Source organism: Companilactobacillus pabuli, from assembly GCF_014058425.1.
GTDB classification, from domain to species: Bacteria; Bacillota; Bacilli; order Lactobacillales; family Lactobacillaceae; genus Companilactobacillus; species Companilactobacillus pabuli.
This window is the reverse complement of record NZ_CP049366.1, coordinates 1040544-1053685: the sequence shown is the minus strand read 5'-3', so window position 1 is coordinate 1053685 and position 13142 is coordinate 1040544. Positions and strand designations below refer to the sequence as shown.

General features: G+C 34.0%; 18 protein-coding genes and 1 pseudogene. 15 read left to right on the top strand and 4 right to left on the bottom strand.

Annotated features, from left to right (window positions below; translation table 11 throughout):
* Positions 1-89 precede the first annotated feature (89 nt).
* Genes G6534_RS05100 through G6534_RS05090 form a run of 3 tightly spaced genes read left to right on the top strand, consistent with a single transcriptional unit; the run spans position 90 to position 2359 of the window.
* Complete coding sequence (locus G6534_RS05100; RefSeq protein ID WP_182083217.1) at positions 90-596, top strand: DapH/DapD/GlmU-related protein; 507 nt, start codon at positions 90-92, stop codon at positions 594-596.
* Positions 596-1327 carry an SDR family oxidoreductase gene (locus G6534_RS05095; RefSeq protein ID WP_059073358.1) on the top strand — a complete coding sequence of 244 codons (732 nt, stop codon included), beginning with the start codon at positions 596-598 and terminating at the stop codon, positions 1325-1327. Before G6534_RS05100 ends, G6534_RS05095 begins: the two co-directional genes overlap by 1 nt.
* 24 nt (positions 1328-1351) lie before the next feature.
* The gene (locus G6534_RS05090) at positions 1352-2359 is read left to right on the top strand and encodes an alpha/beta hydrolase (RefSeq protein WP_059073359.1); all 1008 of its coding nucleotides are present in this window, start codon (positions 1352-1354) and stop codon (positions 2357-2359) included.
* A gap of 34 nt (positions 2360-2393) precedes the next feature.
* Here the strand turns inward: G6534_RS05090 and G6534_RS05085 are convergent, their stop codons facing one another.
* Entirely contained in the window at positions 2394-3656 is a 1263-nt protein-coding gene (locus tag G6534_RS05085; RefSeq protein ID WP_152999932.1) for a replication-associated recombination protein A, read from the bottom strand.
* A 181-nt stretch (positions 3657-3837) separates the two neighbouring features.
* On the opposite strand from G6534_RS05085, the gene G6534_RS05080 reads away from it, so the two are divergent.
* From G6534_RS05080 to G6534_RS05060, 5 genes are all read left to right on the top strand, one after another.
* Positions 3838-4242 carry a GNAT family N-acetyltransferase gene (locus tag G6534_RS05080; protein WP_182083216.1) on the top strand — a complete coding sequence of 135 codons (405 nt, stop codon included), beginning with the start codon at positions 3838-3840 and terminating at the stop codon, positions 4240-4242.
* An 82-nt stretch (positions 4243-4324) separates the two neighbouring features.
* The gene (locus tag G6534_RS05075; RefSeq protein WP_059073360.1) at positions 4325-4588 is read left to right on the top strand and encodes a type II toxin-antitoxin system Phd/YefM family antitoxin; all 264 of its coding nucleotides are present in this window, start codon (positions 4325-4327) and stop codon (positions 4586-4588) included.
* 2 nt (positions 4589-4590) lie between these two features.
* Complete coding sequence (locus tag G6534_RS05070; RefSeq protein ID WP_059073490.1) at positions 4591-4854, top strand: Txe/YoeB family addiction module toxin; 264 nt, start codon at positions 4591-4593, stop codon at positions 4852-4854.
* Positions 4855-5428: 574 nt separating this feature from the next.
* Positions 5429-5617: a type II toxin-antitoxin system RelB/DinJ family antitoxin gene (locus G6534_RS05065; protein ID WP_152999934.1), complete on the top strand. Its 189-nt coding sequence runs from the start codon at positions 5429-5431 to the stop codon at positions 5615-5617.
* Positions 5610-5960 carry a type II toxin-antitoxin system PemK/MazF family toxin gene (locus G6534_RS05060; RefSeq protein WP_059073362.1) on the top strand — a complete coding sequence of 117 codons (351 nt, stop codon included), beginning with the start codon at positions 5610-5612 and terminating at the stop codon, positions 5958-5960. The genes G6534_RS05065 and G6534_RS05060 overlap by 8 nt, the downstream gene beginning before the upstream one ends.
* Positions 5961-5987: 27 nt before the next feature.
* On the opposite strand, the pseudogene G6534_RS12360 reads toward G6534_RS05060, so the two are convergent.
* Positions 5988-6113, bottom strand: a pseudogene (locus G6534_RS12360) (sugar O-acetyltransferase); the annotation flags it as partial.
* Between the two features lie 400 nt (positions 6114-6513).
* The gene (locus G6534_RS05050; RefSeq protein WP_182083214.1) at positions 6514-7347 is read right to left on the bottom strand and encodes an aldo/keto reductase; all 834 of its coding nucleotides are present in this window, start codon (positions 7345-7347) and stop codon (positions 6514-6516) included.
* Between the two features lie 107 nt (positions 7348-7454).
* On the opposite strand from G6534_RS05050, the gene G6534_RS05045 reads away from it, so the two are divergent.
* Together G6534_RS05045 and G6534_RS05040 are read left to right on the top strand one after the other, a co-directional pair.
* The gene (locus G6534_RS05045) at positions 7455-8336 is read left to right on the top strand and encodes a LysR family transcriptional regulator (protein ID WP_059073365.1); all 882 of its coding nucleotides are present in this window, start codon (positions 7455-7457) and stop codon (positions 8334-8336) included.
* A gap of 245 nt (positions 8337-8581) precedes the next feature.
* Complete coding sequence (locus G6534_RS05040; protein ID WP_182083213.1) at positions 8582-8794, top strand: type II toxin-antitoxin system RelB/DinJ family antitoxin; 213 nt, start codon at positions 8582-8584, stop codon at positions 8792-8794.
* Between the two features lie 232 nt (positions 8795-9026).
* Here G6534_RS05040 and G6534_RS05035 read toward each other — a convergent pair whose 3' ends face one another.
* Positions 9027-9920 (bottom strand): LysR family transcriptional regulator, encoded by an 894-nt coding sequence (locus tag G6534_RS05035; protein WP_059073367.1) that lies wholly within the window; start codon positions 9918-9920, stop codon positions 9027-9029.
* A 129-nt stretch (positions 9921-10049) separates the two neighbouring features.
* Here G6534_RS05035 and G6534_RS05030 point away from each other — a divergent pair, with 129 nt between their 5' ends.
* The 5 genes from G6534_RS05030 to G6534_RS05010 are packed head-to-tail and all read left to right on the top strand — an operon-like array spanning position 10050 to position 12919.
* Complete coding sequence (locus G6534_RS05030; protein WP_182083212.1) at positions 10050-10439, top strand: hypothetical protein; 390 nt, start codon at positions 10050-10052, stop codon at positions 10437-10439.
* Between the two features lie 13 nt (positions 10440-10452).
* Positions 10453-11091 carry an NAD(P)H-binding protein gene (locus tag G6534_RS05025; RefSeq protein WP_059073369.1) on the top strand — a complete coding sequence of 213 codons (639 nt, stop codon included), beginning with the start codon at positions 10453-10455 and terminating at the stop codon, positions 11089-11091.
* 35 nt (positions 11092-11126) lie between these two features.
* Positions 11127-11879: an SDR family oxidoreductase gene (locus G6534_RS05020; RefSeq protein ID WP_059073370.1), complete on the top strand. Its 753-nt coding sequence runs from the start codon at positions 11127-11129 to the stop codon at positions 11877-11879.
* Positions 11880-11903: 24 nt separating this feature from the next.
* Positions 11904-12260 (top strand): cyclophilin-like fold protein, encoded by a 357-nt coding sequence (locus tag G6534_RS05015; RefSeq protein ID WP_059073371.1) that lies wholly within the window; start codon positions 11904-11906, stop codon positions 12258-12260.
* A complete protein-coding gene (locus tag G6534_RS05010; RefSeq protein WP_059073372.1) occupies positions 12260-12919 on the top strand; it encodes an NAD(P)H-binding protein in 660 nt (219 codons plus the stop codon). The genes G6534_RS05015 and G6534_RS05010 overlap by 1 nt, the downstream gene beginning before the upstream one ends.
* Positions 12920-13142 lie beyond the last annotated feature (223 nt).

Sequence of the window (13142 nt, the reverse complement as noted above, 5' to 3'; positions counted from 1 at the left end):
ATAATTATGTTTATCCATATTTTAGAAGTATTTCACATATTTAGCAAATCCTTTTATACTATAGTCATTCAGTTGAAAGGAGCAATCAAATGACTTGTCAATCAGAACTTTTTAATGTCGACGAGCGTTTAGTTGAACAGAATCAACGCTTGCTACAGCATTTAAATACTAGTCGAGTTTGTTCCCAAGAAAGTAATCAGCTATTGAGTGAAATACTTGGTTATCAATTGGATTCAACTGACGAGATTAGATTACCGTTTCATACCGACTATGGCCGTAACATAAAATTTGGTAAAAATATTTTCATCAACTGTGATGTCACGATGGTCGATATCGGCAAGATAATAATTGAGGATTACGTAATTATTGGACCGAACACAACACTTTTAACGACTAATTATCAAACTAAAAATAAAGCTCCAATTGTCATCAAACAAAAAGCTAATATTGGAGCAAACGTTACGATCATGCCAGGCGTCACAATTGGCAAAGAAGCTGTTGTTTTAGCAGGTTCTGTAGTAACGAAGAATGTTTTAGCAAATACAGTCGTCATGGGGAATCCGGCCCAAGAAGTCAAAAAAGGAGAGGTTTTTTAATGAATAAAGAAAAAGTCGTTATCATTACTGGTGCTTCCAGCGGAATTGGAGCTGCCACTACTAGAGAGTTAGCTAAACAGCATGCAAAATTGGTCATTGGTGCCAGAAGATTGGACCGTTTAAATGAACTAAAGGCAGAATTTCCAGATGAGGATATCATTACTCAAAAAGTCGATGTAACTAATTTTGATGAAGTACAAGCTTTGATCGACACTGCTAAAAAAGAATTTGGTCGAGTAGATGTTCTATACAATAATGCTGGTGTCATGCCAGTCAATGCTTTGGAAAATCGTGCTCGTGATGAATGGCAAAGAATTCTAGATGTTAACGTCATGGGAGTCTTAAACGGCATCGCTGCAGTATTGCCAACAATGATTGAACAAAAATCTGGTCACATTATTGCCACCGATTCAGTAGCTGGTCACGTGGTTGTTCCCAATCTGGCAGTTTACAATGGCTCTAAATTTGCTGTTCGTGCCATCATGGAAGGACTTCGTCAAGAGCAACACAATAACAATATTAGAACGACTATCGTTTCACCTGGTTCGGTAGCAACCGAATTGTATAAATCAATTGGTAATGCTGATAATCAAAAAGCTGAAATTGAAGTTGAGAAACAAATTGGTCTATCTGCTGAAAACATTGCTAAATCAGTTGTTTTCGCTATCAACGCACCAGAAAATATGGATTTAAATGAAATGATCATTCGTCCAATCAAACAAGATATTTAATAAAGAAAAATGAGGAAAATATTTATGAGTAAATTAGCAAATGATACAAGAGTATTTAAAATCAACCCTGAAATTGATGTTCAAAATGTCCGCTTCAAAAATCGTTTTGGCTTTATTTTAGCCGGCCACATGTATTTACCTTTGAACTTCGATAGTTCTAAGAAATACCCAGCTATTGTAATTTCTGGACCATTTGGTGCCGTAAAGGAACAATCTAGTGGTCTATATGCACAAACTATGGCCGAAAATGGCTTCGTAACAGTAGCTTTTGATCAATCAACAACTGGCGAAAGTTCTGGTAGTGTTAGAGATGTTGCTTCACCAGATATTTTTGTGGAAGATTTCTCAGCCGCTGTTGACTTCATCGGTTTACAAAAATTCGTTGACCGTGAAAGAATTGGTGCTATCGGTATTTGTGGTTTGGGTAGTCACGTTTTAACTGCTGCTTCAATCGATGTACGTATCAAGGCAGTTGCTACATCAGTTATGTATGACATGTCCGATTCAATGTGGATGGGTTTGAATAATTCTAAGTCTGAGAAGCAACGTGAAATTGAAAAACAAGCTTTGGCACAACAACGTTGGGAAGATGCTGAAAAAGGCACTCCTGCTAGAGGATTACATGAATTACCATTTGATGAAAATGATAAACCTATGCAATCAAGCGTACTATTCCCAGAAAGTCTACCCGAAGATGCTGATTCAGTTACAAAGGAATTCTTCAATTACTATCGTGGTCGTGCTTTCCATCCTCGTTCAGTAAACTCTGCTAGTGCTTGGACTGCAACAACTCCATGGAGTTACTATAATTTCCACCTTCAATCACATATCGAAACTATTTCACCACGCCCAACTCTAATTGTTACTGGTGAAAAAGCTCATTCACGTTATATGGCCGAAGAATCTTACGAACGTTTGAATGATCCTAAGGAACTAGTTATTGTTCCCGGAGCTACTCATACTGATTTATATGACAAAATGGACTTGATTCCTTTTGATAAATTCGATAGTTTCTTTAAAGAAAATTTATAATACAAAAAATAACTCATGCAAATTGATGCGTGAGTTATTTTTTGTAGTCATCATGGTAAATGAATTTATGCAATTTTAAGTATTGTTCGCCAAACTTCTTTTCACTCTCATTATTTTTGGGATAATAATAACGCTTACCAGTAAAACCTTCTGGCATGTATTTTTGAGAAGCAATTTGAAATGGTTGGGCAAAAGGACTTTTGAATAGACCTCCACCAGTGATCTCTTCTGAATGTTTGTAGTGGGCATCCCTTAAGCCCTTTGGCATTGGATGCAAGTTAGGATGTTCTGTGTCTTTGTCCAATAATTCCCAAGTCTCATCAAAAGAACCAGACTTGGGTGACAGACACATCAACATTGTCGCAAACATCAGAGGATACTTAGCTTTTGGCATGCCGATTTTTTCAGCTTGGTTGGCTGCAATCACTATTTGGGTAGCTTGCTGTGGGTTAGCCAGACCGATGTAAGTATAAGGAATTTCCCGCAATCTTCTAACGACAGAAGGTAAGTCGTTGTTTTTGAGAAGAACGGTCAAATAGTACAAAGCAGCGTCAGTCTCAGAACCGGCCATCGAATCAGAATAAGCTGATAAATAATCATAATGTTTAGTAGCTTTTTTGTCGTAACTGAAATGCTGTTGCTTAGCAAATCGTTTAACATCTTTGACTGTTATTTTATCGGGATTGATAGCATGGATGGTTTCTAAGATGTTCAAGGCAATTCTTAAATCTCCACCAGAAGAAATAGCGATTAACTTTAAAGAATCGGCTTCAATTTGATCTTCTTTTAATTTGAAAATCTCATCAGTAGCTCGTTTCAAAGTTTTGGTAATATCTTCAGTATTTAGCGGTTTAAACTCAAAAATCTGACATCTTGAACGAATGGCGGGAACGATTGACATAATAGGATTCTCAGTCGTTGAGCCAATCAACATGATGTGACCATTTTCTAAATAAGGCAATAAGAAATCTTGTAGAGTTTTGTTCATTCGATGTATTTCATCAATCAATAAGACAAAAGACTGATAAGGGTAAGTGTCGATCGATTGCGTTAGTTGAGCTTTATTGTCAGTCGAAGCATTAAATGATACGAAGGGATATTTGTATTTTTTGGCGATGATTCTTGCCAAACTAGTTTTTCCAGTCCCGGGAGGTCCCCAGAGAATCAAAGGAATGTTAACAGTTTTATCGATTATTTGGCGAAGTGGTTGACCGGTTTTTAAGAGATCTTGTTGGCCGACCATTTGCTCCAATTTAGTAGGACGCATTTGATCAGCTAGGGGTGTTTTGAATGCCAAGGTTAATTTCCTTTCATTTTTATTATTGATATAAAAATTGTAACTCAAAAAGAAATTATGGTAAAAGCGTTTGTTGTTTGACGTGCATAGACATGTAACTTATATTTAGAATACAAATGGGTGAATTAGGATACAGGAGATAGAAATGAAGATTAAAGAGGTATAGGATAGACCCCAAGCATTGATTGAGCAATTATTAGTAGTGTGGGAAAGTTCAGTAAAAGAAACGTATCTGTTTTTGTCAGAAAATGAAATAGAAAGTATTAAGAAATATGTACCACAAGCATTAAAGGAAATACCACATTTAATTATTGTAGAAAACAAAAATCAAGTTCCTGTTGGCTTTATGGGGATTGAAAACGAGCACCTTGAAATGCTCTTTGTTTCTAACGAAGAAAGAGGAAAAGGCTTAGGTAAGGAATTATTGAACTACGGAATAGAACAATATTCAGTCAATGATCTAGCTGTTAATGAGCAAAATCCACTTGCTAAAAGTTTTTACGAACATATGGGATTTGAAGTATATAAAAGAGCCAATCGAGATGAACAAGGTAATCCATATCCACTTTTATATACGAAATTGTAATGTGAAGCACTTGATATTTGACGTACTTAAACACGTACCTGTATACTAAGGATGCAAGTAAATATTAAGGAGGAATCATGTAATGCAAAGAATGACTAATCCTACTCAAGCAAGAAAAGACTTTTATAAAATTATTAAATCAGTTAATGAAAATTCCACTCCTATAGAAATAAATGGACGAACAGAAGATGACAGTGCAGTTATTATGAGTGCTAAAGATTATAGATCATTACAGGAAACACTCTACTTAATGAATGACGGTACACTTAATAAAATTCATAAAGCTATTGCTGACGATTCTGGTGAAACTGATATAACAAATGGTGTTGATTGGGACAAAATTTAGAAATGTCTTATTCAATAAAATTTAAGAATTCTTCTAAAAATGATTTAAAAAAGATAAAGAATAGTCCATTTCGTAAGAAATTTGATGAAATAATTAAAGGGTTATCAGTAAATCCATATGATCCATCAGATAACTTTGAAAAATTATTTCCACCAGAAGATAAACTTTATTCTAGGAGATTGAATATTCAACATCGTATTGTATATTCAATTGACGAAGAGAAAAAGATAGTACATATTTATTCGGCGTGGAATCATTACGAGTAAAAAAACTTCACTAACAATCCTAATGCTTGATAATTGGATTCGTTAGTGAAGTTTTTTTGATACGTACTTAAAAGAGACAGTGTTTTTGTCATTGATCAACTCTTGAAATAGACCCATCATCAATATGGATCGGCGTATCCGAAAATTATCAACAATATACCTTGAATGAAAATTTAGCTAATAACTCTGAATTCGAACAGGTTCTGGGCATCCTTTGATTAAATTATCGGAAGCGATTAAAGAATTTCTCTAATTTCTAGTATCTAGCCAATAACTCAACGCCAATGTAAAAAGCAACAAACTAGTGATTAATAAGGTATATTTACTATCGGTTAAAAGACAATAAACTTCAAAAGCAAATAATATTCCAACGATAATGTAGAATAGCGCCCTTAATTTTTTATTCATGACAGAGCACCTTCTTAATATTTCTTTTAGTTGATATTTTAGGTGCTGGAGATAATTAAGGGTATTTTTAATAGAAGACATTTGGTAAATGATAATTAAGATCTGTATAAAGAATTGATTTTTCATTAACCTAATACGTGTTGAAGAAGTCCTAAGTAATTTGGGAATGACCCCAACAACTGCAGTAACTATGTTATTCAAGCGAATAGTTGTGACAGATTCATATCCTGTTGATCTAACGTTAACCGATAGAGAGAAAACCACTAATGAATTAATGAATACGGTTGAAAAATTCCCTGTAAATAAAATTAATTCCAAAGAGGAAGCTTTAAACTGGCTAGAAGAGGATGAATAAAAACGACTTAGTCATGGTTTATATTTCATTTACTAATAGTTCCAGTGGTAAAAGACGACCAGTCCTAGTATTAAAAGATGGATTAAATGAATTATTGCTTTATAAAATAACTTCTAAGTATGCAAATAAATCTGAACGAATAAGACAACAGTATTATCCTATTCAAGATTGGAAGAAAGCTGGATGCAAAAAGCCTTCTTATATTGACATTGATAGTTTATCGTCCTTTGATAAAAAGTATTTTGGAAAAATAGTTCTTATTGGAGCTTTATCAGTTAGAGATATTCGTGGACTAAATCAGTTTATCATTCAATATAATTCAAGACATAAAAACAACCTGTAAATACAATAGTATTTTACAGGTTGTTTTTTATTTAAGTTTTTTAATCAATTTAGCAGGATTACCACCAACAACAGTATATGGTTCAACATCCTTTGTCACTATTGCACCAGCACCAACAATGGCATGTTCACCAATTGTTACACCTGGTAAAAGGACAGCCCGAGCGCCGACCCAAGCGCCTTCTTTAATATGAATTGGTGCTGTTTTTAAAATATTCATGTGTTCGATATCATGATTAGCTGTCAGCATCGTTACTCCAGGAGCAATTTGAACATTATCTTCAATTGTAATGCCACCTAAAGGTACTGTGGTTAAACTATGATTGATAAAGACGTTATTTCCAATCTTAATTTTATTAGCACGATCAATTTGGGTAGGCGTCCAAATAGTACTATTTTGGGGTAGTCGGTTTTCAAAGAGTTGATCTAAATATTCTCTAAGTTTGGCATCGTTTGGATTGATGTTGTTAAGTTTGAAACAAAGTGATTTACTACGTTGGCTCTCTTTTACGCCGTCAAGATATTCTTGAGAATTCATGTCATATATTTTCATATTAGTTCACCTTTGAAAGAAATTCGGCCCCTTCAGCGGTCAAATGGTCGATAAAGGTTGATTCTTTAGTATCAAGTTGTTTAATATCGTCCATTTCTTGACTAGTCAAATCGAAGTCAAAGATATCAATGTTTTCCTTTAGATGATTGATACTGCTAGAACTAGGAATTGCAACGACATTTCTTTGCATCAGCCAACGTAAAATAATTTGAGCAACTGTTTTATGATGATTATTTGCAATTGCTTTTAAAGTAGGTAGCTTGCTTAAAACTTTGATGGTTTCGCCAAATGGTGCCCAAGATTGTGGTTGAATATCATTTTGCAGAGCATAGTTAGCTTCTGAAGTTTCTTGGAAGAAGGGATGCATTTCAATTTGATTGACCATTGGTTTGATATCACTATGCATTGTTAAATCAATTAGTTGGAATGGAGCAAAATTCGATACGCCAATGGCTTTGATTTTACCGTCTTGATAAAGTTTCTCCATTGCACGCCATTCACCGAGAACATCTCCGTAAGGTTGATGAATTAAGTAAAGATCTAGATAATCCAAGCCTAGTTTTTCTAATGATTCATTGAATGCTTTAATCGTTCCATCGTAACCATTTGATTGAATTTTTAATTTAGAAGTTACGAATAAATCTTTTCGATCAATATCACTATTTTTGATTCCTTGACCAACTTCAATTTCATTGTCGTAGTTTGCTGCTGTATCAATTAATCGATACCCCAAGTCGATAGCTTGTGGTAATATTTGGGGTAAATTTTTGACGTTCATTGTACCTAAACCCAATTGTGGCATAGATAATTTGTTATTTAAAATTACGTTTCGCATGTTTTCACTCCTCATTTATTAGCTAAATTCATCATAAGAGAGTATTGTAAGTATGTAAAATACCTATATTAAAAGATAAACTATCCATTTATTGAATAGGAGAGAGTATGGAAACTAGATTATTAAAATATTTTTTAACAATTGCCCAAACGGGTACTATTTCTCAGGCATCACGAGAACTACACGTTACGCAACCAACTTTGAGTCGACAGTTAAAGACACTCGAAGATGAACTAGGAACGGAATTGTTTATACGAAAACAACGCCAGATGATTTTGACCAATGCTGGAGTTCAATTACAAACGGATGCTAAACAAATTTTATCGATGCTTACTCAAGCCAAAACGCGTGTACAAGAAACTGATAATAAAATAGTAGGAACAATTGCTATTGGGTGTATTGAATCTAACGCTGCCAATTTACTGGCACAAACTATTAAGCGCTACCATAAACAATTTCCAGGTGTAAAAATAGAATTGTACGACCTAGATAGTACCGATATTCAAGAGCGTTTAGATCAAGGCTTATTGGATTTAGGAATTGTTTTAAAACCGAGCGAAACTGCTAAATATTATGTGAAGGATTTACAGCTAAAAGATTCTTGGGGATTAGTAGTTTCAAAGTCAGCATTCTTAAAAAAGGAAGATATTTCAAAAGTTGAATTGCGAAGTGTTCCTATCTTTATAACTCGTAACAATTTAATTCAAGCTGAAATGACTACTTTGTTGGGGATTCCGCTGTCAGAATTGCATATCGTTGGTAAGCAAAATCTTGTTTCCAACTCCTTGTATTTGGCCAAGAATCAGACGGCTTATCCTTTATGCGCTAAGGGTGCTTTTATCGGCGATACTAATGATTTGAAATTTTTACCCTTGAAAGATGCAGATTTAATTGAGCAACAAGTAATTTGGAGTAAACAACGTAAAGTTTCGGACATCATACAAAATTTTATTGATCTATTGGTTAGTGAAGACCAAAAGAATTATTGATTTCTGGTACCTAACCAGTAATTCAATGCTAATGTAAAATAATGGCCATAATTTTTTTACTCATGATGGCACTTTCTTAATGTTTCTTTCAATTGATATTTTAAGTGCTGGGGATGATTAAGGGAATTTTTAATAGAAGTCGTTTGATAAATAGAATAATTAATCGTAGAAAGCTGTTATCATTTTTAAATTCTGGTATTATATGTTTGAAATTGATATTAGATATTAAGAGGAGAACGAAAACTGTGGCTAAAGAAGATGAGGTTACTATTCAAGTTGAAATTGATAAGAAGCTTCAAAAAAACACTGAAAAAATTCTCAAGAATCTTGGTATAACGACAACAGATGCGATAACCCTTTTATATGAACAGATTACCAAGACTAATTCTTATCCAGTAGATTCGACTTTAACTGAAAGGGAAATCGCTAATATAATAGAAAAAAGAAACAAAAAATAGGATATGCGCATATGAGGGGATGATACATATTTCAAAAGAAGATGGAAAAATATCAAATATTGAAAGTAAAAATCATAGATCATCAAATAGTGAACAAGCACGTCCAGAAATCCTTGAAATTGCTAAGAGGTTATATGACAAGCATTCTAACTTAATGGAACGATTAAAAGATTTATGACAAAATAAAGGACCTTTCCTAATGTTGGGAAGGTCCTTTGTGTATCTCGAAAAATTATGACTTGAGTACTTTTGAAAGCTTTAACAAGAAATCATCAACTTTACTGCCAGGAAATTTAGTTGTCAGAATCCCATAGGATACATGGATATCAGTTTCCAGTGGTATAGAAACAAGATTAGGATGAATTCTCTTCCAAGGAGTTAAAGTGATCAAAGGAATGTTTTCTTCAACAGCTTGATTAAAAGTATTCATATCATAACGTCCTGTAGTTTCTACTATTTTAATAGTGGGATATTTATCATGAATGATTTTTCTTAATTGGTCGTTTTTCTCACTGATTCCCATAGGAACACTCAATAATTCTTGATTATCTAAATCTTCAAAACTAATTTGACTAAGTTTTGCCAAGGGATTGTCACTTCTAACGGCAATGCCAAAGTCATACTGGCCCAGAGTAATTGCATCAAATGATTGTTTTAAAGTCGTGTTATCAAAAGTTCCCACTATTATGTCGCAATTTTTTCCTAGCATCGCATATTCACGATTCTTTGAACGTAAGTCTTCTTGTAACTGCACAATACGGATCTGATAATCCGGCATTTGTGCGGTTATTTTTTTCCAAATTTCCATGAACGGGTCGGCCGGGTGCAAAATAGAAGTCCCAACGTTGATGATATTTTGTCCTGAAAGACCGGCCTTTCTAGTCTCTTCGATGGCAGTATCCAATAAACTCAAAATCTGATTTACATATGGAAGAAACTTTTCACCTTCAGCGGTTAATTTAGTCCCAGTGGCGGTTCTAACAAAAAGTTTAAGGTTTAATTCACTCTCTAAACGATTAATTTGTTTCATAACTGCTGTTCCCGAAATAAAGCTTTGCTCACCGGCTTTAGTGAAACTACCGTATTGGCTAACACGAACAAAAGTTTGTAATTGCGTTATATCCATAATTTATTCTCCTTAATTAGTATGAACTATAAGTTGATACTGGATTAATCATTGGATTCTTAAAATATTTCTTAAAGCTATTATACTAGTGTTTGTGATCAAGTGCGAATCATAAAAAAGGAGCATGATATGAACAAAGAGTTTAAAGGTATTTTATCGACAATTATCTTTGTTGGAATATTAATGTTTATTAGTTTTCGCTTTGGACCTAGTGATGATTCCTTAGCCGCTAAGAATACGAACCGTATTTCAACAGTTAAACAAATTAAGGATAAAGATGTTGTCGGTGTTTGGATCAATCATCATAACAAAAATCTTCATCAAAAGATAACTTTCCATAAGAATCATAAATGGAATGAAAACCAATACGGAGTTAAAAATATTTATTCTGGGACGTGGAAGATCGTTGGTAAGAGAACTATCAGTCTTGCACCGTATGGAGAAAAAATTATTTTTAACAAACACAATATTAAGAAAATCAATGTGGTCAATTATCATCACATTTTGAATAAAAAATAGATAGGAGAATTACATGAAGAAAATCGTTTTATTAGGTGCTACGAGTAATATTTCGAAATATCTAATTCCGATGTTACTAGAAAAATCTGACAACGAAATCACGTTGTTTGCTAGACGTGCCAATCAAAGGTTGACTGAATATAATGAAAATTCACAAATCACTTTAATTGATGGAGATTGGAATAATATCTCAGATTTGCGAGAGGCTATTAAAGGTCAAGATATCGTCTATATGGCAACCGGTCATTTTGTTGAAGCAAATCAAAACATTGTCAAAGTTATGAAGGAAGAACACGTCAAACGTTTAATTGTTGCCGGTGGACTAGGTATCTATGACGAAGTTGCAGGTAAATTTGGTAAGTGGAACGCCAGAATGATGGGTGATTATACCAATATCAAAAAGGCAGCAGCAGTTATTGATAACAGTGGTTTGGATTATACCTTCCTAAGAATGAGTTGGTTGTACAACCAAGACGGCAATTATAATTATGACATTGTTCCCCAAGGTCAACCCATGAAAGGAACTCAAGTTACTAGACAAGCGATTGCCAAATTGATCAGCAATATTATTGCCAGCCCAGATTTGTATAAGTCACAAAGTATCGGTGTAGTCGAACCAAATACAGAATGGGATAAACCATCATTTTACTAATTAAATAATATAAAAATAATAGGAGAGTATTAAATATGTCAGTTGAAAATAAAGTAGTCGTAATTACAGGAGCATCATCAGGTATTGGAGAAGCAACAGCTAAATTGTTAGCTAAAAATGGCGCTAAAGTTGTTTTAGGAGCTAGACGTGAAAATCGTTTACAAGAAATCAGTCAAGATATCAAAGATGCAGGTGGTCAAGCCACATACAGAGTTACTGATGTTACTAACCCTGATGACTTGAAGGCTTTAGTTACTTTAGCTAAAAAAGAATACGGCGCTATCGATGTTATCTACAATAATGCCGGAATTATGCCAACATCACCAATCAGTGCTTTAAAGACCGACGAATGGAACATGATGATCGATGTTAATTTAAAAGGTGTTTTGAATGGTGTGGCTGCAGTTATGCCAGATTTCACTACTCAAAAGCATGGTCAAATCATCACAACTTCTTCAGTCGCAGGAATAAAGAGTTTTATTGGTTCAGGTGTCTATGGAGCAACTAAGTTTGCGGTCAGAAATTTGATGGAAGTTATCCGGATGGAAAGTGCTAAGGAACAAACTAATATTAGAACAGCTACTATTTATCCTGCTGCTATCAATACTGAGTTGTTACAACACATCACTGATGAAAATTCTAAAGAAGGAATGGATAAATTGTATAAGTCAGTTGGTATCACACCAGATGCCATAGATGCCATTGCCCGTGTCGTTAACTTTGCTATCGATCAACCAGAAGACGTTAACGTTAACGAATTTACTGTTTATCCAACAAAACAAGGATAATTTGTAAATAAAGGAGAATAAATAGTGACACAAGTAAAAATTATTGTCGATGACAAAGAATTAATCGCCGATTTTAATAATGGTGATACTGCAAAAGAGTTACTAACTAGGTTTCCAATGAAGTTAGAAATGATGAATTTATATTCTCGAGAGATGACTTATAGATTTCCAGAAGCTTTACCTGCTAAGAAAAAAACTACAAGTGGTTATGAAGTAGGGGATATTGCCTACTGGGCACCACGTCATAGTTTTGTGATTTTTTATAAACAAACAGGTGAAGTCATTGGTGATTTACAAAAAATTGGACACATCAATTCAGATATTTCATTCTTTAATGGCTCTGGAAACGTTCCAGTAAATTTTGTATTAGGAGATGGTTAATGAAAAATGTTTTAATATTAGGCGCTTACGGTAAAATTGCTCGTTTAGTTGAAAAAAGACTAGTCGGTAATCCCGAGTATAAACTAACCTTGGTTTTGAGAAACGCAAGTAGATTAGATAATTTAAAAACAATCCAAAATGTTCAAATTATTGAAGGTAATGTTGATGATAAACAACTTTTAACCTCCATAATGCCAGACCAAGATATCGTGTATGCAAACTTAAACGGGAATATGGAATTATGGGCTCAAAATATTATTTCGGCAATACAAGAAACTAAAACTAATAATTTGATTTGGATTACAGGTTCTGGTTTATATCATGAAGTTCCGGATCCATTTGGTTCTTGGGTTGAAAACTACGTTGGACATGCATCAAAAGAAGATACTAGAAGAGCTGCCAAGATAATTGAAAGTAGTTCTTTACAATATTCTATTATTCGAGCCGCCTATATGACTAATGACAGTGAAATTGATTACGAATTAACCAAAAAAGGCGAAACATTTAAAGGAACAATGATTTCTCGAAGCAGTATTGCGGATTTTGTAATTAAAATAATTAATGATCCTGAAAAGTATATGTCAGAAAGTTACGGTATCAGTAAACCTGGCACTGACAATATGTTGCATCAAATACGAGAAATGGAACATGATATTTAATTTTGCCAATAAATATAAAATTTAATATTTCAAGAAAAAAGAGATTTCTTCAACGTTGAAGGAATCTCTTTTTTACTCTCTTGTAGTCGGCTTAATAACCGCTTGGTTTGCTGATTGGCTAAAACGTAGACACCGCAAGTAAAATAAAAAGGCAATTTAGCTCACTAAAAAACCCTCAACGACTTGCACTCGTTGGGGGTTTTGGTGTATATATGTTATTCTC